20 protein-coding genes and 1 tRNA gene are annotated in these 20,803 nt (G+C 52.7%); 1 reads left to right on the plus strand and 20 read right to left on the minus strand.

Annotated features, from left to right (window positions below; genetic code table 11):
- Window positions 1-91 precede the first annotated feature (91 nt).
- From VOI14_RS13365 to trmJ, 8 genes are all read right to left on the minus strand, one after another.
- Entirely contained in the window at window positions 92-1,102 is a 1,011-nt protein-coding gene (locus VOI14_RS13365; protein WP_323752543.1) for a RodZ family helix-turn-helix domain-containing protein, read from the minus strand.
- Window positions 1,092-1,895 carry a type IV pilus biogenesis/stability protein PilW gene (pilW, locus tag VOI14_RS13370; protein WP_323752544.1) on the minus strand — a complete coding sequence of 268 codons (804 nt, stop codon included), beginning with the start codon at window positions 1,893-1,895 and terminating at the stop codon, window positions 1,092-1,094. The genes VOI14_RS13365 and pilW overlap by 11 nt, the downstream gene beginning before the upstream one ends.
- Before the next feature lie 38 nt (window positions 1,896-1,933).
- The gene (gene rlmN / locus VOI14_RS13375; RefSeq protein WP_323752545.1) at window positions 1,934-3,043 is read right to left on the minus strand and encodes a 23S rRNA (adenine(2503)-C(2))-methyltransferase RlmN; all 1,110 of its coding nucleotides are present in this window, start codon (window positions 3,041-3,043) and stop codon (window positions 1,934-1,936) included.
- A gap of 62 nt (window positions 3,044-3,105) precedes the next feature.
- Complete coding sequence (gene ndk / locus VOI14_RS13380) at window positions 3,106-3,534, minus strand: nucleoside-diphosphate kinase (protein ID WP_114335588.1); 429 nt, start codon at window positions 3,532-3,534, stop codon at window positions 3,106-3,108.
- A 68-nt stretch (window positions 3,535-3,602) separates the two neighbouring features.
- The gene (locus tag VOI14_RS13385; RefSeq protein WP_323752546.1) at window positions 3,603-4,751 is read right to left on the minus strand and encodes an IscS subfamily cysteine desulfurase; all 1,149 of its coding nucleotides are present in this window, start codon (window positions 4,749-4,751) and stop codon (window positions 3,603-3,605) included.
- A gap of 23 nt (window positions 4,752-4,774) precedes the next feature.
- Complete coding sequence (locus VOI14_RS13390) at window positions 4,775-5,272, minus strand: Rrf2 family transcriptional regulator (RefSeq protein ID WP_323752547.1); 498 nt, start codon at window positions 5,270-5,272, stop codon at window positions 4,775-4,777.
- Between the two features lie 78 nt (window positions 5,273-5,350).
- Window positions 5,351-6,136 (minus strand): serine O-acetyltransferase, encoded by a 786-nt coding sequence (gene cysE, locus VOI14_RS13395; RefSeq protein WP_323752548.1) that lies wholly within the window; start codon window positions 6,134-6,136, stop codon window positions 5,351-5,353.
- A 4-nt stretch (window positions 6,137-6,140) separates the two neighbouring features.
- Window positions 6,141-7,001: a tRNA (cytosine(32)/uridine(32)-2'-O)-methyltransferase TrmJ gene (gene trmJ, locus VOI14_RS13400; RefSeq protein ID WP_323752549.1), complete on the minus strand. Its 861-nt coding sequence runs from the start codon at window positions 6,999-7,001 to the stop codon at window positions 6,141-6,143.
- A gap of 192 nt (window positions 7,002-7,193) precedes the next feature.
- Between trmJ and VOI14_RS13405 the strand changes: the two genes are divergently transcribed.
- Complete coding sequence (locus VOI14_RS13405; RefSeq protein WP_323752550.1) at window positions 7,194-7,994, plus strand: inositol monophosphatase family protein; 801 nt, start codon at window positions 7,194-7,196, stop codon at window positions 7,992-7,994.
- A gap of 82 nt (window positions 7,995-8,076) precedes the next feature.
- Here the strand turns inward: VOI14_RS13405 and secF are convergent, their stop codons facing one another.
- The 12 genes from secF to flgG all read right to left on the minus strand — a co-directional run bounded on the left by secF (window position 8,077) and on the right by flgG (window position 20,748).
- Window positions 8,077-9,030: a protein translocase subunit SecF gene (gene secF, locus VOI14_RS13410; RefSeq protein ID WP_323752551.1), complete on the minus strand. Its 954-nt coding sequence runs from the start codon at window positions 9,028-9,030 to the stop codon at window positions 8,077-8,079.
- A complete protein-coding gene (gene secD / locus VOI14_RS13415; protein ID WP_323752552.1) occupies window positions 9,023-10,897 on the minus strand; it encodes a protein translocase subunit SecD in 1,875 nt (624 codons plus the stop codon). The genes secF and secD overlap by 8 nt, the downstream gene beginning before the upstream one ends.
- A gap of 87 nt (window positions 10,898-10,984) precedes the next feature.
- On the minus strand, window positions 10,985-11,347 hold the full coding sequence (yajC, locus tag VOI14_RS13420) for a preprotein translocase subunit YajC (protein ID WP_416361429.1): 363 nt from the start codon (window positions 11,345-11,347) through the stop codon (window positions 10,985-10,987).
- 41 nt (window positions 11,348-11,388) lie between these two features.
- Entirely contained in the window at window positions 11,389-12,510 is a 1,122-nt protein-coding gene (gene tgt, locus VOI14_RS13425; RefSeq protein ID WP_323752601.1) for a tRNA guanosine(34) transglycosylase Tgt, read from the minus strand.
- Window positions 12,511-12,524: 14 nt separating this feature from the next.
- Window positions 12,525-13,625, minus strand: a complete 1,101-nt coding sequence (queA, locus tag VOI14_RS13430) for a tRNA preQ1(34) S-adenosylmethionine ribosyltransferase-isomerase QueA (protein ID WP_323752553.1) — start codon at window positions 13,623-13,625, stop codon at window positions 12,525-12,527.
- A 40-nt stretch (window positions 13,626-13,665) separates the two neighbouring features.
- Window positions 13,666-13,752, minus strand: a tRNA-Leu gene (locus VOI14_RS13435).
- Window positions 13,753-13,834: 82 nt separating this feature from the next.
- On the minus strand, window positions 13,835-15,067 hold the full coding sequence (flgL, locus tag VOI14_RS13440) for a flagellar hook-associated protein FlgL (RefSeq protein WP_323752554.1): 1,233 nt from the start codon (window positions 15,065-15,067) through the stop codon (window positions 13,835-13,837).
- 16 nt (window positions 15,068-15,083) lie between these two features.
- Window positions 15,084-17,156 carry a flagellar hook-associated protein FlgK gene (gene flgK, locus VOI14_RS13445; protein ID WP_323752555.1) on the minus strand — a complete coding sequence of 691 codons (2,073 nt, stop codon included), beginning with the start codon at window positions 17,154-17,156 and terminating at the stop codon, window positions 15,084-15,086.
- A 6-nt stretch (window positions 17,157-17,162) separates the two neighbouring features.
- Complete coding sequence (gene flgJ / locus VOI14_RS13450) at window positions 17,163-18,155, minus strand: flagellar assembly peptidoglycan hydrolase FlgJ (protein ID WP_323752556.1); 993 nt, start codon at window positions 18,153-18,155, stop codon at window positions 17,163-17,165.
- An 8-nt stretch (window positions 18,156-18,163) separates the two neighbouring features.
- Window positions 18,164-19,258, minus strand: a complete 1,095-nt coding sequence (locus VOI14_RS13455; RefSeq protein WP_323752557.1) for a flagellar basal body P-ring protein FlgI — start codon at window positions 19,256-19,258, stop codon at window positions 18,164-18,166.
- Window positions 19,255-19,956 carry a flagellar basal body L-ring protein FlgH gene (flgH, locus tag VOI14_RS13460; RefSeq protein WP_323752558.1) on the minus strand — a complete coding sequence of 234 codons (702 nt, stop codon included), beginning with the start codon at window positions 19,954-19,956 and terminating at the stop codon, window positions 19,255-19,257. The genes VOI14_RS13455 and flgH overlap by 4 nt, the downstream gene beginning before the upstream one ends.
- A gap of 3 nt (window positions 19,957-19,959) precedes the next feature.
- Window positions 19,960-20,748, minus strand: coding sequence for a flagellar basal-body rod protein FlgG (gene flgG / locus VOI14_RS13465; protein WP_323752559.1), 789 nt, complete (start codon window positions 20,746-20,748; stop codon window positions 19,960-19,962).
- Window positions 20,749-20,803 lie beyond the last annotated feature (55 nt).

A 20,803-nucleotide genomic window follows, 5' to 3' on the forward strand; every position in this document is an offset into this window, starting at 1 on the left:
ATCACCAACCATGATCTGCCGGGATTTACGTCTTTTGATCGGGGAATCTTGTTTCATTGACAGGAACCAACACTATATCCGGACGTTTAATTCAGGGTTCGAGTGTGAACTCTGACCGATTGTTCACGACACGGAAATTATCCTTATCAAGCGTTTCATCCTGAAACTGGATAACTTCCACTGCATTCATAGCGCCAACAACCACTTTCAATGGCGGTGTGCCACGCACATCTAATCGATCGCCCTGACGGCGCAAACCACTAGCCAAACGCTGGCCGGTGGCATCGGTAACTCTTATCCAGCAATCATTACTAAAGGTCATTTGCAGCCGGCCAATAGAAGACACTGCCACTGGCTCCACAGAGTCTGGCGTTTGAGGCTGCTCCATCGGCACCTCGTTCTGCTCAACCGAGATGAGGCCATCTGGCAACACTTCCGCCTGTATCGAATCGTTTTCCTGATTCGAAAGTAGCTCTGCATTGCCTGATGAAGCATCAGAGCTTTCTGGATTTCCCGTTAACTCTGGCTCTTCTGTACTTTCAACCGACGGTGAATCAGAAACCAGCCCATTAGCTACCGGCTCAGCGAGTGACTCATTGGCATCACTATCGACCTTTGGCGCACTCTCAGCGGAAGGCGCAACAGCTTCGTCGGGCCCAACGCGGTCTACAGAGGCCACCTGTTCCCTAATAACGAAATGTATGGCGATAAACGCAACAAAACCAATTAACACGAGCCACAGAATGGCTTTAGCTATTCGCTGCTTTCTTTTCTTGCGTCGCTCAATGTCGACCAACGGATTGGCTTGGAGTGCTTCCTCCCGTCTCTTTCGAGCCGGTGCCAATTCCACATCCAGGTCGCGTATTACCGAGTCCGCATTCAGGCCGACCTGACGGGCGTAAGCTCTGACGTAGCCTTTCAGGAACAACTCAGTGTCAATTTTCTCATAGTCCCCGGTTTCAATCGCCTGAACAACAGAGGAGCGCAAGTGCTGTTGATCCGCAATGGCCGAGACGGACAAGCCTTTCGCTTCCCGAGCTCGCTTTAATTGTTGGCCAACAGGCTCTGCAGGGGTGTAGTTTTCTGGCTGTTCACTGACCATTCGTAATCAGCACCTTATATTGTTTGTATTCCTCGGACTCAGCAAATTCATTTTTCAGCAAGAGTGCCAAGCTGGCCTCCTGATCACGGTCCTGAAAATATCGCGCAATACGAATACCCGTAAACAGGCTTTCGGCAGAATGAACTAGTCTGGGAGTATTTTGGATCATTACCTGAAGCCGAGAGTAGTAACGGGAAGCCGCCGAGTAATCACCCTGCTCCACTAACACACGTGATAGCGATAACAATGTACGCGCCTCACCCCGGCTCAACTCTACCGCTCTACGATAGGCATGCTCTGCTTGCTCAAGATTACCGAGCTTTTCCTGAGTCATGCCCATATTGTAAAAAACGCCACCACGGTCTTTATAGGCGGTATCTTCAGATGCTTTGGTGAACTGGGCCTGAGCTTTGTCGTAATCACCCTGACTGTATAAGAAAGCGCCATAATACACCCGACCACGAGTGTAGCTACCATCTGCGGAAACAGCGTCTTTAAAACTCTGTTCCGACAACCGTTCGTCACCCTCTGCACTGTACACCAAGCCCATAGCCGCTAGGGCTGGCGCATAGTCGTCTTCAATTTCGAAGGCTCGCTCCAGATGATGGCGAGCTCGTGCTAGGTTGCCCTGAGCGATATATCGAGAAGCAAGTTTGACATAATTCTCAAGCGCTTTTTCCTGATCGGCTTCCCGGGAAAACCGGCTGTCTGTAGTGGTTACGCAACCTGAAACAAGCAATCCCAAAATCAATAGGGACAGAGTGGCCAGTTTTACGGCTGTGTTTTTAACCATCTACAAACACCTTTTGTTATGACTGACTGCCCCTCGATTCAGGGGTTCACTTGTTGCACCGCAATATAACGCTGACTTCGTTTCGTACGATCTTCAACAAGACCGACCAACTGACCGCATGCGGCATCGATATCATCACCGCGCGGCGTGCGTACTGTGGTCACATAACCCGCTTCGGTCAAAGCATTCTGGAACCGCCTTGTCGCATTCATGCTCGGACGCTCGAAATCACTCTCGGGGAATGGGTTGAACGGTATGAGGTTGATCTTACAAGGCAATCCTTTCAACACAACCGCCAACTCTTCGGCATGCTCAAGCTTGTCATTCACACCTTGAATGACCGTATATTCAATAGTTGCCTTACGCTTATCCGGCAATCGTGCAAGATAACGGCGAGTGGCCGCCAGCAACTCAGAAATAGGATACTTTTTATTCAGCGGCACCAGTTGGTTACGCAATTCATCATTAGGTGCATGAAGCGAGATGGCCAGTGAAACATCGGTAACCTCACCCAAACGATCCAGTGCCGGAACCACGCCTGATGTACTTATCGTGACCCGACGCTTGGAGATACCGTAAGCAAGATCTTCCATCATCAGGTTCATGGAATCCACTACGTTGTCGAAATTCAGCAGTGGCTCGCCCATGCCCATCATTACAACGTTAGTGATCGGCCGGTTGCTGGGCTCATAAGGCATGAATGCCTTTCGAGCGACCCACACCTGCCCAATGATTTCAGAGGCCGTAAGGTTCCGGTTGAAACCACGCTTGCCGGTTGAGCAGAAGGTGCAATCAAGACTACAGCCGATCTGCGAAGATACACAAAGGGTGCCCCGCTCACCGTCAGGGATCAGAACGGTTTCAACGTTGTTTCCGTTGTCCATCCGCATCACCCATTTACGGGTTCCGTCTTTGGAGGTCTCATCATAAACAACCTCAGGGCCACGCACTTCGGCAATTTCCTTGAGCCGCTCGCGCAGAGCTACGCTCATATTGGTCATTTGATCGAAGTCATCAACACCACGCTGATGAATCCACTGCAAGACCTGCTGCGCACGAAAGCGCTTTTCGCCCAGAGTCTCGAAAAAGGCCTCCAGCTTTGCTTTTGGCAGTCCGAGAAGATTGGTTTTTTCAGCAGGGGCAGTCATGGCATAACCTCGATCAGATAACCAATTCAGGGGTGACGATCGTCACCCCTGAACAGACAACTTTAGCCGCGTGGGCAGATTTCGTTGTCGTTGAAGAAATAAGCCACTTCGCGCTCTGCAGAAGCTGCAGAGTCGGAGCCGTGAACGGCATTGGCATCGATAGAAGAAGCAAAATCAGCACGGATAGTGCCAGCTTCAGCTTCTTTCGGGTTGGTAGCACCCATCAGTTCGCGGTTCTTCAGGATGGCGCCTTCGCCTTCCAGAGCCTGAACAACAACAGGACCAGAGGTCATGAACGCAACCAGGTCGTTGAAGAAAGGACGCTCTTTGTGCTCAGCGTAGAAGCCTTCAGCTTGTTCCTGAGTCAGGTGCATCATCTTGGCTGCAACAATTTGCAGGCCTGCCTTTTCAAAGCGGCTGTAGATTTCACCGATTACGTTCTTAGCAACCGCGTCGGGCTTGATGATAGAGAGCGTGCGCTCGTTTGCCATGTTATTTCTCCAGTCTGGTTAGGGGTAAAAATCAGGGCGTAGATTATACGCAGTCAATGGCCTACTGCCTACCGCACCGTGCGAAGTCGCGTCACTACATCAACAATTTGGCTGCTTGCGCTTTCGATTTCTTCGTTCGTTGTATAACGACCAAACGAAAACCTCAACGCTCGATGCGCAAGCTCGTCACTAAGTCCAATACCGCGCAATACAAAAGACGGCTCGACCGAGGCCGATGCACAAGCGGAACCGGAAGAAACCGCCATATTTCGCAAACCAAGCATGAGCGACTCCGCCTCGACACCTTCAAATGAAAGGTTCACGATACCTGGCACGCGATATTCATCGCTTCCGCTAAAATGCAACCCTTCCAAAGATTCCAGACCGGACAAGAAACTCTGGCGCAAATCTTCTAGTCGCGCCATCTCATCTTCAAGCCCTTGGCCTGCCAACTCGAACGCTTTGCCCATCCCCACAATCTGATGGGTAGCAAGAGTGCCAGAGCGCATATTCCGCTCGTGACCGCCGCCGTGCATCTGGGCCTCAACACGAACGTCCGGCGAGCGCCGCACATACAATGCACCGATACCTTTCGGCCCATAGACCTTGTGAGCAGAAAGCGATAGAAGGTCGACGTTGAGCTGCGTCACATCGACAGGTATCTTTCCGGCCGCCTGGGCTGCATCAACATGAAAACGCACGCCCCGCGCTCTTAGTAGGGAGCCAATGGCTGCTATGTCGGTAATACACCCCAGCTCATTGTTCACCAACATTAGACTAACGAGCACTGTATTGTCTTTTAACGCCTGCTGAACCGATTCGGGAGAAACACGACCATCGGCTTGAGGGCGCAACCAGGTAACCTCGACACCCTGTTCCTCCAACCACTTGCAGGTATCAACCACGGCTTTGTGCTCAATAAGCGAGGTGACAATGTGCGGCTTGCTACCAACATCCACCGCCCCTTTTATCGCGAGGTTATCGGACTCGGTAGCGCCTGATGTCCAGACAATTTCTCTAGGGTTAGCATGGATCAAGCCAGCCACCTGCCGTCGAGCATTTTCCACAGCAGCTTCAGCCTGCCACCCGAATCCGTGGGTCCGCGAGGCAGGGTTACCAAAAACACCGTCAAGCGTGAGGTGTTTTGCCATTAGTTCAGCAACAACGGGGTCAACCGGCGTCGTCGCCGCATAATCCAGATATACAGGCTTTTTCATAATTTAACGGGAGTACACTGTTGTCAGGCAGGAGCCTGGTCTGTCAGTTGGCGGGTATTGATCGTATCCGCATCGGCCTCTGACTGCTTACGATTCTGGCGGTCAGCAACCAATTGAATTTCACGCTTGCGCATCAGATCACCGAGACTGATGTCGCTTAAGAACTGATGAATCTGGTCGCTTAGATCGGACCACAGGTGATGAGTCAGGCACTTCTCACCATTTTGACAATCGCCTTTATTGCCACAACGCGTGGTGTCGAGCGACTCACTGACGGCATCGACCACTTCGGCGATAAAGACCTCGTCCGCATGCCGACTCAAGCGATACCCGCCACCGGGTCCGCGGATACTCACGACAAGCTGTTGCCGGCGCAAACGGGAAAAAAGCTGTTCCAGGTAGGATAACGAGATTTCCTGACGCGACGAAATATCGGCCAGACTCACCGGCCTTTCACTACCATGCAGCGCCAGATCCAGCATTGCTGTAACGGCATAGCGGCCTTTTGTGGTGAGCTTCATATTCTCAGCCCCGACAATGGGTTTGAATATCGGATTCCATCGACGAGTATGAATTGACCTACTAAAACAGTCAAGTATTCAGACTTTGCCGTCACTCTCGGGCTCATCGCGCACACAATCAAAGTCCTTGTCATCCAATTGCGGCAGGTCCCCATTCTGATATTCGCTGTTCACCTTGCGCAGCGCTTTGCACATAACCTCTAACCGCTCATCCACGGCGTGCATATGATCAAGCAGTGCACGGACAGAACGGGCCACAGGGTCCGGCATTTCTTCGGTCACACCGTATGCGTCGAAGCCCATTCGCTCTTCCATCACTTTGCGGCGAGCGTCATCCGTCTCTTCTATTTTACGTTTCACGATGATCCGCCCCGGAATACCAACAACGGTTGCGCCAGCGGGGACTGCCTTGGTCACGACTGAGTTAGAGCCCACCTTGGCACCGGCACCCACGTCAAACGGCCCCAAGATTTTGGCGCCAGCACCGACCACTACGCCATCTCCAATAGTGGGATGCCGCTTACCTTTATTCCAACTTGTCCCGCCAAGAGTCACCCCCTGGTATAGCGTGACATCATCACCGATAACCGTAGTCTCACCAATAACCACTCCCATTCCGTGGTCAATAAAAAATCGCCGACCTATGGTCGCGCCCGGATGAATTTCAATACCGGTAAACCAACGGGCCAACGTAGAGATTGTGCGGGCCACCCATTTCATCCCAAGCCCCCAAATCCAGTGAGCCAAACGATGCAACAAAAGTGCGTGCAAGCCCGGATAGTTCGTCAAAACCTCAAAGGTATTTCGTGCCGCGGGATCTCGATGAAAAACGCTGTTAATATCTTCTCTCAAACGTTCAAGCATAACTCTACTCCTGGCCTTTATCTTTGGTGTCCGCAGAATCCCCGGCGCCCCGCTTCTTGCCGATCTGAACACCAGCCGCTTTTTGGACCGAAGAAAGCACACCACGAAGAATGTTTACTTCCATTTGGTCCATGCGCGCCCTCTGGAACAATCGTCTCATACGAGCAATCAAATGACGGGGATTATCCCGTCGATGAAAATCCACGTCGACAAGCGTCTGCTCGAAATGCCCGAAAAAACCTTCCACTTCACCGGCGGTAGCGGGAGGGGAATCCCAACCTTCATCTCCCGGCGCAACCATGGGTTCGAGGAATGGGCGAGACTCACCTTCTTCGAGACTTCTCAGATGAAAAATCCTTAGCTCATAGCAAATCACCTGAACAGCCATGGCCAGATTCAACGAACTGTAATCCGGATTCGATGGGATATGGATGTGATAATGACAACGCTGCAACTCTTCATTAGAAAGTCCGTGATTCTCGCGACCAAAAACCAGAGCCACTTTGCCATTAGCCGCATGCTGCACTGCCGTTGCGGCAGCATCAGGTGGTGGAATCACCGGCCAGGGCACTTTACGGCCTCGTGCACTAGTACCCATTACCATCACACAATCGGCCAATGCCTCATCCAATGAAGAGACCACCTGCGCCCTATCCAGGACATCGCTCGCCCCTGCTGAACGAGCGTACGAAGTCTCATCAGGAAACGAGGCCGGGTTCACTAGACAAAGGTTTCCAAGCCCCATGTTTTTCATGGCCCGCGCGACGGCTCCGATATTCCCGGAGTGGGATGTTTCTACCAGAACAATACGAATTTGCTCATTGAAAGAGTCATTACTTTCCGGCGACAGCGCGGGTTCATGCATGATATCTGGGCCTGTTACTCATCAGTATTTTGAAAAAAGAGGCGAATCATACCAGAAACCCGAAAAGAACGGTTCTCAGAATATCCCGAAACCCTGTGGTATGAGTGCATTTGCTGAGGCAAAAAGCATACAAGGACGGCAAGTTTTTGCTATGATGGCGGCCCTTCACACATTCGGATAATGAACTCTCAGATGCAACCAGCAATTAAAATGGCCCTGCGCGTTGGCCGCCAAGGGTCTGACTACCTCAAAGCCCATTTCGAGCGTCAGGAACCCAACGGCAAAGACGATGCCGACCGTTACCGACAGCTGGAACGGGTAGAGCAATCTATCTACGACAACTTCGCAGAGCAGCTGACCAAAGCCTATAAAGATCACACCATCGCGCCGATGGGTGAAGCTGACGCCAATGGCAGCGACAGAAGCTGGCATATATTTCCAATTCTTGGCCGGGACAACTTTGTTCGCGGAATCCCCGAGTTTGCTCTGGCACTGTCCCAGAAGAAGAACAACCGCACCGAGAATCTGCTAATCGTTAACCCGATTACCGGCGAAGAGTACTCTGCAAGCCGTGGTCATGGTGCCGCTTTGAACAGCCGCCGGGTACGCGCGTCAGACGTGAAAATGCCGGCCAAATCAGCGCTGGCCTCCAACCTTCTCGAGCAAAGCCGCCAAGGCGATGACCCGATGATCTGGGGCGAAATGGCTGCCACTCTGGCTCGTGATACGGCCATATTCCGTACATCCGGCTGTGTCGTGCTTGATATTGCCCGCGTTTCTGCAGGCCTGCTGGACGCCGCCGTTGTTTTCCGGCCATCCGCCGCGGACCTCGACCTGGGTGTAACTCTGGCCATGGAGTCCGGCGCATTGACCGGCGATTTCTCTGGCAACCCATCGATGGGTACTGCGCGACAGCTGATTGTTGCCAACCCTAAACTGTTCCGGGAAATCCTCAAGGTAATGAATCCGTTCCGCGGCCGACTACCTCGCTAAAAGTTCTTCCGGACAAAAAAAACCGCCATCATTTCTGATTGGCGGTTTTTTTGTGCGCCGGCATTCACCGGCACAAAACACATTACATTCGGTTCAACCACTCAGGCGGCTGCTCTTCTTCAGCTTCGTCTCCAGCACCTTCTTTGGCTGGCACCATCAGATCTTCTCGGGTAACACCCATCACCATCAACATGTTCGCAGACACGTAAATAGAAGAATAGGTACCGACAACAACACCGATGATCAACGCCAGAGCGAAGTTGTTAATGGCCTCACCACCCAGGAAGTAAAGCGCGATCAGAACGACCAGAGTCGTGCCCGAGGTGTTAATAGTGCGCGAAATCGTCTCATGGATGGACTGGTTGATCACATCCCATGACTCGCCCACCCGCAGCTTACGGAAGTTCTCACGAATTCGGTCCGCCACAACAATAGTGTCGTTCAGGGAGTAACCGATAACCGCCAGAATAGCCGCCAGTACGGTGAGGTCGAAGGTCCACTGGAACAACGCGAACATACCCAGAACGATCAGCACATCGTGCGCGAGAGGAACGACCGAAGCGATCCCGAACTTGAACTGGAAACGCATACCGACGTAGATCAACACGACCGCCAGAGCAATCAGAAGACCGAGACCGCTATCCTCTTTAAGCTCCTCACCAACCTGAGAGCCCACGAATTCCGAGCTTACCAGCTCAAGATCTTCGCCGGCTGCAGAGAGGATGGCCGCTACTTCCCCGGCCAGCTCATCATTCCCAGCCTCAGCCATGCGAATCAGAACCGTGGTATCAGCTCCGAAGTTCTGAACCGAGAACTGCTCATATCCGGCTTCAGTTAGCTGGTTACGAACATTATCCAGGCTCGGGGCTTCGACATATTCAAACTCAACCGACGTGCCGCCGGTAAAGTCCATGCCAAAATTAAGACCACGAACCCCCAACAAAATAATGGAACCGATAACCATCGCCAACGATAACACTGACGCAGCCTTTCGAAGGCCCATAAAATCAAACGGTTGCTTCTTCATATCAGACATTGGCGAGCTTACCCCCGATCGAAAGTTTCTCGACCCTACGGCCGCCGTATACCAGATTGACGAGACCTCGACTGACCATCAAACCACTGAACATAGAGGTGAGTATGCCAATACACAGAGTGACCGCGAAGCCTTTCACTGGACCTGAACCCATGGCGAACAAGATTATCGCCACCAGAAGTGTCGTGATGTTGGCATCGAAAATCGAAACGAACGCCCGTCCGTAACCCGCGTTAATTGCGCTCTGAGGCGGCACGCCTGCCCTTAGCTCTTCTTTGATCCTCTCGAAGATGAGTACGTTAGCATCTACAGCCATACCCACTGTCAATACGATCCCGGCGATACCCGGCAACGTAAGTGTGGCAGAAAGAATGGACATGCAGGCCACGAGCAGCATCAAGTTCAAAGTCAGAGAAATATTGGCGATCACGCCGAAGCCGCGATAGAACGCGAGCATATAGAGAAGCACCAAACCAAAACCCAACGCTACTGACATAATGCCGGCGTCGATGTTTTTCTGACCAAGGCTTGGCCCAATGGTGCGTTCCTGAACAAAGTACATTGGCGCAGCCAAGGCACCTGCTCGCAGCAATAGCGCTAATTCAGCCGCCTCCGGTATCGAATCCAAACCGGTGATGCGGAAACTGCTCCCAAGCGCTGACTGCACCGTAGCAAGGCTGATCAACCCCTTTTCAACAACGCGCTTCTCAACCTGCGTCAGCTCGCCGTTAACCTCGCGGGACTCCATCTCAGTGCGGAATTCAATAAACAACACAGCCATACGACGACCAATGTTATTGCGGGTCGCCCGATTCATCAGATCTCCGCCCACCGAATCCATGGTAATGTTGACCTGAGGCTGGCCGTTTTCATCAAAAGCTTGTTGCGCGTTCGCCACATTATTACCGGTGGCAATCACATCTCGCTGAAGGCGAGCGGTGCGCTGGGGCGTATCACGGAAGCTGAACTGCTCGGTTTCCGAAGAAGAAGCGTCCTGACGGGCCTCCATGCGGAACTCGAGGTTGGCCGTCGCGCCTAATACCCGTTTCGCTTGCGCGGTGTCTTGAACACCTGGCAATTCAACAATAATTCGATCAGACCCCTGACGCTGCACCAAAGGCTCGGCAACACCCAGCTCGTTCACCCGGTTCCGGATGGTGGTCAGGTTTTGCTCCAAGGCATATTCTTTAATCCCCTGAATTTCTGCATCAGACAAAGTCAGAGTCAGGAGAAACTCCCCACCCTCTGAAGTCTCATCCAACAAAAACTCGTTGTACTGATCACGAACCAGCGAAAATGCCTCCGCGCGAGTGTCCGAATCCCGGAAACTCAGGACAATGTCACGGCTGTTGCGAACATCACCACCACGGTAACGAATCCTCTCTTCACGCATATCCTGCTTGATCTGACCTGAAAGCGCTTCCAGTCGTTGAGTCACCGCCGTTTCCATATCAACTTCCAACAGGAAGTGGACACCACCACGGAGATCAAGACCCAACTTCATGGGACCGGCACCAAGGCTACGTAGCCAATTAGGTGTCGATGGAGCCATATTCAACGCAACCAGGTAATCATTTCCCAACGCCGACTGCACCGCTGGGCGCGCACGCAATTGCGCATCGGAGCTATTCAGTCGAATCAAAGCGTCGCGCTCTTCAACAGCGCTGGATTTCACTTCAATGCCCTGACTTTCGAGTGCACCTATAGCACGATCCAGTATGCGCTGGTCGACCTCGGTACTACCTCGGGAACCAGTGATCTGAATGGCGTAATCGTCAGGAAAAAAATTAGGTAAGGCGTATATGAATCCAATGATCAGAGCGAACACGATCACCAGATTTTTCCAGAGAGGATACTTATTTAGCATGGGATCCCTTTGAGCCGGCTAAGCCGCCAGCCTTGGTGTTTCAGCCAAAATGATTCAGCCGGCGCAACGCGCCGGCCAGGAATCAGCTCAGATATCCTTGAGCGTGCCCTTGGGCAGAGCACCGGCAACAGCAACTTTCTGAATTCTGATTTCAATGTTGTCAGCAACTTCCAAAACGATGAAGTCATCAGAAACTTTAGTGATACGGCCAACCATGCCACCAGAAGTCACAACTTCGTCACCTTTGTTCAGGCTAGACATCAGGTTCTTGTGCTCTTTCGCGCGCTTGGACTGCGGGCGCCAGATCAAGAAGTAGAAAATCAAAATGAAGCCTGCGAAAAAGATAACCTGACCCATAACACCCATGGACTGGCCTTCAGCGCCTTGAGCCATGGCCAGGGTCGGCAGAAGAGACAGCAGGCCAGCGATTAGCAGTTTGATTGATTTCATTCAGATTCTCCGTTTATAGACTATTCTTTAGTCAGAATTGATCACTCATCACCCAACGGCGGCACACCTTCACCGCGTAAGGCGTAGAATTCGCTTACAAAGTTGGACAATGTACCTGCTTCAATGGCACCACGCAATCCGCTCATCAAGTTCTGATAGAAACGCAGATTGTGGATGGTATTAAGCTGGGAACCGAGCATTTCTCCGCACTTATCCAAATGGTGCAGATAGCTTTTTGAAAAGTTTTTACAGGTGTAGCAATCGCAACGCTCATCCAGAGGACCGGCGTCATGACGATTCTTGGCGTTACGAATTTTCACGATGCCAGTTGAAGTAAACAAGTAGCCATTGCGGGCGTTGCGTGTAGGCATCACGCAGTCGAACATATCAACACCACGGCGTACCGCTTCAACGATATCTTCCGGGCGCCCCACGCCCATCAAGTACCGCGGCTTATCTTCCGGCATCTTAGGCGGCAAGTGATCAAGAATCCGAATCATGTCCTCTTTGGGCTCACCCACAGACAGCCCGCCAATGGCGTAGCCATCAAAGCCTATATCCGTCAAACCTTCGAGGGAACGATCACGCAGGGATTCGTACATGCCACCCTGAACAATACCGAACAGTGCAGACGGGTTGCCTTCGTGAGCTTTTTTGCTTCGCGCTGCCCAGCGTAACGAAAGCTCCATAGAGTCCTTCGCCTGCTTTTCGGTAGCCGGGTAAGGCGTACACTCGTCGAAAATCATAACAATGTCTGACCCCAGATCCCGCTGAACCTGCATGGCAATTTCAGGATTAAGCTCTACCTTTGCACCATCCACCGGTGAGCGGAAGGTAACGCCGTGCTCCGTGATCTTGCGCATTTCACCAAGACTGAACACCTGAAAGCCGCCTGAATCCGTAAGAATCGGGCCGTGCCACTGGGTAAAGTCATGCAAGTCGCCGTGCGCTTTCACCACCTCAGTACCGGGGCGCAACATCAAATGAAAGGTGTTGCCCAGAATAATCTCGGCACCAATCTCTTCGATATCACGGGGCAGCATGCCTTTAACTGTGCCGTAGGTGCCCACAGGCATAAAGGCCGGTGTTTCTACGGTGCCTCTTGGAAAAGTCAGGCGACCTCGACGGGCCTTGCCGTCTTCACCCAGCTTTTCAAAGGACATAAAACAGGTATCACTCACAAGATTTCTCCACTGGAATCGGAACTGGCTGTATCAGCTTGACCTGAGCCTGCCAGCCTACCACGGCTCGGTTCCTGAGCCGTCAGGAACATAGCATCGCCGTAGCTGAAAAAGCGATATTTTTGCTCTACCGCTTCCCGATAGGCACTCATAATATTGTCGTACCCGGCAAACGCGCTGACGAGCATGATCAATGTCGATTCGGGCAAGTGGAAATTGGTCACCATGGCATCAACGGTATTAAACCGGTAGCCCGGGAAGATGAATATATCCGTTTCGCCCCGAAAGGTACCGAGCTGGCCAGATTGGCTTGCAGACTCCAGCGAGCGCACGGATGTAGTGCCGACAGCGACCACTCTCCCGCCTCTTGCCCGAGCCTGACGGACGGCTTCGACCGTCTCTTCGGGCACATGCGCCACTTCACTGTGCATCACATGCTCTTCGATTTTGTCGACTCGAACCGGCTGAAACGTACCAGCCCCCACGTGCAAGGTCACGTAGGCAAATTCAACACCTTTGGCCTTGAGGGTTTCGAGCAAAGCATCATCAAAGTGCAAACCTGCTGTGGGCGCAGCAACAGCCCCTGCCTCTCGAGCGTACACAGTTTGATAACGCTCACGATCGGACAAGTCGTCGTCACGCTCCATATACGGAGGAAGCGGCATGTGACCGATGCGTTCGAGCAGGTCGAGAATGGCCTCATCGCCCTCATTCACAAATCGGAACAGCGCATCCTCTCGACCCACCATGGTCAACGATGAACCATCCTCGAGAACAACCTTCTGCCCCTCTTTCAGTGCCTTGGAGGCTCGTGCGTGAGCAAGAATCTCGCGCTCGCCCAACAAGCGCTCCACGAGAATCTCAACACGACCACCGGTCTCTTTCTGACCAAACAAGCGCGCAGGGATGACACGGGTATTGTTAAAAACAAGAAGGTCGCCGGGTTCAAGCAAATCCGGGAGATCAGTAAACTGAAGATGTTTAGTATTGCCGGAAGAACCCTCAAGGGTCAGCAAACGAGAGGCACTGCGTTGTTTGAGCGGGTAACGAGCAATCAACTCGTCCGGCAAGTCAAAATGAAAATCGGAGACGTTCATGGGCCGGCTATATAAGATGCCGTAGGATACGGCCAATAAGTGGTAGCGGCGGGCGGACTCGAACCGCCACTCCCGTTAAGGAAACGGATTTTGAATCCGTCGTGTCTACCAATTTCACCACGCCGCCATCAAGAAGTGGTGGGAATTATACTGAGCCTGAGTCTGAAAGCAACACGCACAGAAAAAAAATTTCCTACTGCCTCAAACAATTACAATCGATCAAATAATGACAACTGGGATATCTGGGCAAACGACTGCTGCGCAGCCTGTAATACGAAGCTTTGGAAGCTCAGATTGCTGATAGCCTCCGCATAATCAACATCCTGAAGCTGGGACCGAATCTCATTGGTATAGAGTGCGGAATCTTCGAGGAACGCACTGGTTGATTCCACCGCGTTCATGCGCCCACCCAATTCAGTTTGCTTCAAGAGAATGGACTCCTGACCGTTATCCAGATTGGCCAAGGATTCAGCGATCAGAGCATCATATTCAGCGCTGGCCTTGGGAGAATCCTTCGACAGGGTATCGAGGCCGTTGATCAAGGTTTCGATGGTGCTGAAAATGGACTGTTTGTCGTTGATGCCGATAGTAAATGAATCACCAGTCCCAGTGCCTGCATCAAATTCCGCATCATTAACCGTAAGCTCGATTCCAGCCACTTGAAATGCGTCACCCACCAGAGGCGGTGGCGTTGGCGTCAGATCCAATGCTCCATCATTTGCTGTAATCGACAAAGTACCTACATCATCCACTACGGTAATGCTCAGATCATTCGGTAGCGCAGGCGAAAATGCATTTTCTAGCGCACTGTTGCTAGCAAGCGACAATCCGGAAATATAACCGTTCGCTGAACTGCTCCCCGTCACCGAAATTACAGATGGCACATTACTGAAAATCCCCTTGCCGTGATCACTGATCGGCACCGTCACACCATCATCAATTTCCAGAACACGCTGACCTTCATCCCCCTGATAGACCCAGGCACCGGCATCATTCTGACCAAAAGCCGGCGTATTTCCCTGAAAGCCGCTAAATATATACTCGCCCGAGGCATCGCGAGTGTTGGCGATGTCCGCCAGTTGCCCCAATCGCTCTTTGAGTTCAGACGAAATAGACTCGCGATCATTGGCAGCCAACGAGCCGTTACCGGCTTGAACCGTTAATTCACGCACTCGTTGAATGATGTCGATGGCACTCGACAGTGCACTCTCTTCCTGTTGCAGCCGATTATCCGCGAGGTCGGCGTTACGCTGATAGGTTTCAATGCGACTCAGGTCCTGATCGAGTTTGAGGATTCGAGCCGCCGCTACTGGGTCATCAGACGGGCTGTTAACTTTCTTACCCGTGGAAATCTGCTGCTGAGTTTTCAGCAGATCACTATTGATATCCTGCATCCGGCTAATGCCGCTGGAGAAGATTTGCTGTGATGAAATACGGACCATTTTACCTTACCTCACCTTATCGGAAGCTCTGCAGCAACGTATTGAATAAGTCCTGGGCCACCGACATAACTTGGGCCGAAGCGTTGTAGGCGGCCTGATACTGAATCAGCTTGCCAGCCTCTTCGTCCAGATTCACCCCGGACAACGATTCACGCTGATTACTGGATTGTTCCAATAGTGTTTGGCTCGCAGCTTTATCGAGTTGGCTTTGACGGGTTTTCACACCCACGTCTTCCACCAACCCTGCGTAACCTTCGGTGAAGTTCTGACTGCCACCGCTCAGGATATCTGCCGTGCCAAGCCCTGCCAGCAGTTCGGCATTTCGATTATCAGAAACGCCATTCTGATTGAAATCGATGACAAACTCATCACCCTCTGCAGGCTCGCCCGTTATCTCGAACTGATAGCCTTGATATAGATCTCCTGCCGAAGGGTCACCTCCAAAAGCGATGTTGATGCCGTTTGCATTGTAGGGCACCCCGTTCGGATACTCAGAAGAGCTAATCTCTGTACCAGCCCCATCAAAAACCCGGTAAACAATGTCTGCCCCGTCGTTTTCGAAAGCGATTTTCATGGGACCATTTGCCAGCTCCCCTTGAGCTTGAAAGCCAGGCAGCAGCGCATTGGTATTTGGGTTACGAACATTCAGCATCGTACCCTGACTAATTTCACCGGTCCCAAGGTTATTATCGTTAATCTCGCCGGTGGCAGTATTCAACGTACCCGCACTGGCCCGAATCGGGCTAGCAAACGCGAGGTCTTCTTCCCGACGAACGTTCAGCTCAATATTCGACGCTGCGTTTCGACTGGGCTGAATCAGATACTCATCTCCCGGATTAAAATCTCCGCCCTCAATTCGGATATTAAACCCGGGCATGCTGATTTCAGATTGCACAGGGTCAGGCAACCGCCCTTGGCTTGCCACTTCACCGGTAGATGCATCCACTAACTGATAACTTCGACCATCACCACTGAACTTCAATGCCCAGGTACCCGCCGACAGCAAACTGCTGTCCGTAATCTCGACAGCCAACTGAGCATTTTGGGGTTCTGCGTTATTTCCGTTCGCGATAACACGGCCGTTCTGAAGCTCTACACTGTTTATGTCAGCAAAGAAGTTGCCACCCAAATCGCCTTCCAAATCCATGCCGATTTGATGCTGCTGGTTAATGGCGTCCGATATTCCTATTGCCAGTAGGCCCAACTCAGCAAAAGCCGGCGTCAAGGCTTCTTCTTCGAATCGGCGCAATCCGCCCAAAGAGCCACCTTGAATCTGATCGTCGACCTGCAGTATTCGGCCACCGGCGGTCAATGTGAATTCCAGTTGCGTCGGGTCTACCGCGCTGACCCGAGTACCAAGTTGTGCGGCATCAGAACCGGTGACCAAAGACTGGCCGTTGGCGAGCGACACATTGACTTGACTGCCACCGGCATCAGTAACCCGAATGCCAACCAGTGCTGACAGCTCACGCAGGTTTTCGTCCCGTTTATCCATCAATTCTAGAGGCATTTTCCCCTGAGCAAGGCCGGGGGACTCGGAAATGGCCAGGTTCAGATCGGCAATATTTTGCAGCAGTGTGTTGGCATCATTCACGCCCTGCTGCATTTGCGTTTTGACGGATTCCCGCTGCTGTATGAACTGTTCGTTCAGGGCCTGAAAACGATTCACCAACTGCTGCGCTTCACTCAGCACCAATTGGCGCTGCGGCAAAGACGTCGGGTCCTCCGCAGCGTTCTGCAAGGAGGCAAAGAAGTTGTTTAGCGCACTATTAAGCCCGGTACTTTCACCACCGAGCAAGTTATCCAACTGTGTCAGCTCCGCATTGAGCGCGCTCTGCTCACCAAACAGCGTACTGTCTTCCCTCAGCTGCTGCGTCAGATACTCATTTGCGAGCCGACTGATATTCTCGATCGACACCCCGGTACCGACTGTTCCGGCACCCGTACGATTGCCTTCTTGGGTGGCAAACTGCACTTCCTGACGACTATAGCCCGGCGTATTGGCGTTGGTAATGTTATTGGCCGTGGTATTCAGCGCGCCCTGGTGACTGAGCACTCCGGTCAGACCTATACCGATTAATCCTGCCATGACCTCTTACTCCTTTATTCCGCCGTTGCCCATGGACAACGTCATCAGGGAATCACGATTCATAATCCGGCGAATTTTGGAACCGTATTCCGGATCGGTGGCGTAACCGGCTTGCTGCAGCTTTTCTGCGAATACTTCAGGCTCGCCGGCTGAAGAAAGCACCTCTTGATACCGTGGGTTGCTCTGAAGAAACTCCACATAGTCACGGAAACTTGCTTCATAATCCGAATAAGCTCGGAAGTCTGCACGCTCTTTAATCGCGACACCGCCACGGAACTCTGTGGTCGTAATGGTGACCGCCTCTCCACTCCAACGGGTGTCCGCCTTGATGCCGAACAGGTTAAAGCTCGGCTCATTGCCGTCACCTTCGATCATGTGTTTGCCCCACCCAGTTTCCAGCGCGGCTTGGGCAATCATCAAGCGTGGATCAATACCACTTTCCTGCCCGATGCGCTGAGCAAACGGCATCAGCTCGCTGACAAACTGCTCTGGGTTTTCAAAGGTGGCAGGCAAGTCTTTATTTGGGCTCAATTCGGAAACACCGCCGGGCAAAGCCTGTACCACTTCCTCTACCGCCTTCATGCGTTCCGGCAACGCCGGAGAAATCGCAGGCAACGTGCGATCGTAATCCGCCAGCGATGCCTTATGGCCTGCCAGCTTTTCGCCGTTCGACGCCACGCCCGGAACGCTCTCGCCCAGCTGCCGGACCAGAGCCTCAGCCAAGCCGGTTCCGGAACCACTCGCCATACTCAAACTGATCTGGCTATCGAACATGTCACGATAGAATTCGCTTTCGTTACTGTTCAGGTAATTGCCTTCCGCGAACACTTCGCCGGCTTTACGCATCGATTTGAGCATTTCCGACAGGAACAGGCTTTCAAACTGTTTCGCCACCTGCTCCAGCGCTGCTGTCTTGTCGGTGCGCGCTTGGGTTTTAAGGGCATTAAGGCCACTGAAATCCGTGTATACCTGAGCTTGTTGAACGCGATGATCCTGCATGGCTACCCCTAGATCACAATCAGCTCGGCTCGCAATGCGCCGGCCTGCTTGAGAGCTTCCAGCACGGCCATAACATCACCGGGTGCCGCACCGACCTGATTAACCGCCTGAACAATTTCATTGAGCGTGGTCGCTGGGCCGAACTGGAACATCCTTGCCGGCTCCTCGGTTACCGCAATCTGGGTATTGGCCTGCACTTCCGTGCTACCACCCGAAAACGGGTTGGGCTGTACCACTTCTGGATTTTCCTGAATGGTGACCGTCAAGTTACCGTGAGTGATTGCCGCCGGGCTCACTTTTACATTCTGGCCAACCACGATGGTGCCGGTACGACTATTAATGACAACTTTGGCCGATTCTTCCGCCGGGTCGACTTCGATGTTTTCCACGATCGATAGAAAACTCACTCGCTGGGATGGATCCCTGGGCGCTCTGACTGAAATAGAGGTAGGATCGTGCGCATAGGCCATATCCGGCCCCAAACGGCCGTTGATAGCCTCCACCACCCGACGAGCCGTGGTGAAATCGGCCCGCAGCAGATTAAAGGTAATGGTGTCGCCTCGATTGAACGGTGAAGCCACTTCCCGCTCGATGGTTGCCCCGTTGGGAATTCGGCCCACACTGGGCACGTTGACGGTTATACGGGAACCGTCCAGTCCTTGGGCACCAAAACCACCCACAACAAGGCTGCCTTGGGCCATAGCGTACACTTGCCCATCCGCGCCTTTCAGCGGGGTCATCAACAAAGTGCCGCCCCGTAAGCTATCCGCATTCCCAATCGATGACACCGTAATATCCAGTTCCTGACCGGATTTTGCGAAGGCCGGCAGCGTGGCACTGACGGTGACCGCAGCCACGTTAGCAAGCTTTGGGTTAACACCGTCAGGAAGTGTAATGCCGAACTGGTTCATCATGTTACGGAAGGTCTGATTGGTGAACGGTGCGTTATCACCCGTGCCGTCTAGCCCCACCACCAAACCATAACCAATCAACTGGTTGTTCCGGACACCCTTTACCTTCGCCAGATCTTTCAGCCGATCCGCCATGACGGGCGATGCCATCACCGCCAGCATCGTAAAAACAACACAAAGTTTACGGATCATAACGGCCACCACTCACTGTTAAAGAAGCGGGCCAGCCAGCCCATTTGATTGGCTTGATCAAAGTCACCGGTGCCGCCATACGCAAAGCGGGCATCGGCAATGCGATTGGAAGCAACGGTATTATCCGGTGCGATATCCTGCGGACGAACCATACCGGTCAGGCGAATGAACTCATCACCATTGGTCAGGGAAAGCCACTTCTCTCCGCGAATGCGCAACACGCCATTGGGCAATACTTCAGTCACCGTTACGGTAATGCTGCCGGCCAGGCTATTGCTTTGATCCGCTTCGGCAGAACCTGCAAAATCCCGTTCCAGATCGGCCGAAGCATTCAGGCCGATATTGTTCTTTCCGAATAAATTCGGTTCTGGGAGGCTCAACTCCTGATCTTTCGTAATGGTCGTTTCAGCATTTTTGCTGGCGCGGGTAGATTCCTCCAACAAAACCGTCAGCACATCTCCGACATTCAGCGCCTTGGTATCTCCATAAATGTTGTAGTTACGGGACACCTGGTAAATGGAACCGGAATCCGGATCACGCTGCATCATGGCCTGGGCGCGCACGGGCGCATACGCCGGGTCATCTGGCATTGCACGAGGGCGGGTCATGGCCGTGCAGCCCTGCAGAATGATCAGGCCTCCCACCAATGCCAGTGTGGCCGCGCGCTTAGCTGTCCAGGTTCGATGTATGCGTTTCATGACTTACCCGATGTTGTTGGTAATGAACTGAAGCATCTGATCGGTTGTGGAAACGACCTTCGAGTTCATCTCGTAGGCGCGTTGAGTGGTGATCATATTCACCAACTCTTCCACCACCTCCACGTTGGAGGATTCCACCATGCCCTGCTCAATGGTGCCGATTCCGGCCAATCCCGGCTCCCCTTCCTGGGGATCTCCGCTGGCATTGGTTTCCTTGAACAGGTTGTTGCCAATCGCCTGTAAACCCTGCGGGTTGATAAAGTTCACCAACGTGATTTGGCCCAGGTTGACGGGAGCCGCCTGATCATTCGTGACCGCAGTGACGGTGCCATCGCGCCCAATCGTTACGTTAGTGGTGTCTTCGGGCACATTGACATTCGGCTCCAGTGGATAGCCGTCTGGGGTAACCACATCGCCATCTGAATTAAGCTGGAACTGGCCGTCACGGGTATAAGCAATCTGGCCATCGGGCATCGCAATCTGGAAAAAGCCCCGACCGTCCACGGCTAAATCCAGCGGCTGTTCCGTAATCTGCAGATTACCCTGACTGAATTGTTTGGTCGTACCCACGACTCGCACACCGGTACCCAACTGCAAGCCCGAAGGCAGCTCAGTGTTCTCAGTACTCATCCCCCCAGGCTGGCGGTTGATCTGATACAGCAGATCCTGAAACACCGCTCGGTCCCGTTTGAAACCTGTGGTATTCACGTTCGCCAAGTTGTTGGAAATGGTCGACAGGTTGGTGTCCTGCGCACTTAACCCGGTTTTACTGACCCATAGTGCTGGATGCATGTGTCTACTCCTTACCTTGCCAGCTGCCGAAGCGGCCATTGTTTGCCGCTTGATG

The sequence above is a fragment of the Marinobacter sp. genome (genome assembly GCF_034669625.1).
Classification (GTDB): Bacteria; Pseudomonadota; Gammaproteobacteria; order Pseudomonadales; family Oleiphilaceae; genus Marinobacter.

Bases quoted from the DNA above. Each gene is read 5' to 3' on its own strand.
- VOI14_RS13385 (WP_323752546.1), bottom strand. From the start codon at position 4,751: ATGAAAAAGCCTGTATATCTGGATTATGCGGCGACGACGCCGGTTGAC.
- tgt (WP_323752601.1), bottom strand. From the start codon at position 12,510: ATGTCCTTTGAAAAGCTGGGTGAAGACGGCAAGGCCCGTCGAGGTCGC.
- VOI14_RS13390 (WP_323752547.1), bottom strand. From the start codon at position 5,272: ATGAAGCTCACCACAAAAGGCCGCTATGCCGTTACAGCAATGCTGGAT.
- flgJ (WP_323752556.1), bottom strand. From the start codon at position 18,155: ATGCAGGATCATCGCGTTCAACAAGCTCAGGTATACACGGATTTCAGT.
- rlmN (WP_323752545.1), bottom strand. From the start codon at position 3,043: ATGACTGCCCCTGCTGAAAAAACCAATCTTCTCGGACTGCCAAAAGCA.
- secF (WP_323752551.1), bottom strand. From the start codon at position 9,030: ATGTCTGATATGAAGAAGCAACCGTTTGATTTTATGGGCCTTCGAAAG.
- flgL (WP_323752554.1), bottom strand. From the start codon at position 15,067: ATGGTCCGTATTTCATCACAGCAAATCTTCTCCAGCGGCATTAGCCGG.
- ndk (WP_114335588.1), bottom strand. From the start codon at position 3,534: ATGGCAAACGAGCGCACGCTCTCTATCATCAAGCCCGACGCGGTTGCT.
- flgK (WP_323752555.1), bottom strand. From the start codon at position 17,156: ATGGCAGGATTAATCGGTATAGGTCTGACCGGAGTGCTCAGTCACCAG.
- queA (WP_323752553.1), bottom strand. From the start codon at position 13,625: ATGAACGTCTCCGATTTTCATTTTGACTTGCCGGACGAGTTGATTGCT.
- secD (WP_323752552.1), bottom strand. From the start codon at position 10,897: ATGCTAAATAAGTATCCTCTCTGGAAAAATCTGGTGATCGTGTTCGCT.
- yajC (WP_416361429.1), bottom strand. From the start codon at position 11,347: ATGAAATCAATCAAACTGCTAATCGCTGGCCTGCTGTCTCTTCTGCCG.
- cysE (WP_323752548.1), bottom strand. From the start codon at position 6,136: ATGCTTGAACGTTTGAGAGAAGATATTAACAGCGTTTTTCATCGAGAT.
- pilW (WP_323752544.1), bottom strand. From the start codon at position 1,895: ATGGTTAAAAACACAGCCGTAAAACTGGCCACTCTGTCCCTATTGATT.
- VOI14_RS13455 (WP_323752557.1), bottom strand. From the start codon at position 19,258: ATGATCCGTAAACTTTGTGTTGTTTTTACGATGCTGGCGGTGATGGCA.
- VOI14_RS13365 (WP_323752543.1), bottom strand. From the start codon at position 1,102: ATGGTCAGTGAACAGCCAGAAAACTACACCCCTGCAGAGCCTGTTGGC.
- trmJ (WP_323752549.1), bottom strand. From the start codon at position 7,001: ATGCATGAACCCGCGCTGTCGCCGGAAAGTAATGACTCTTTCAATGAG.
- flgG (WP_323752559.1), bottom strand. From the start codon at position 20,748: ATGCATCCAGCACTATGGGTCAGTAAAACCGGGTTAAGTGCGCAGGAC.
- VOI14_RS13405 (WP_323752550.1), top strand. From the start codon at position 7,194: ATGCAACCAGCAATTAAAATGGCCCTGCGCGTTGGCCGCCAAGGGTCT.
- flgH (WP_323752558.1), bottom strand. From the start codon at position 19,956: ATGAAACGCATACATCGAACCTGGACAGCTAAGCGCGCGGCCACACTG.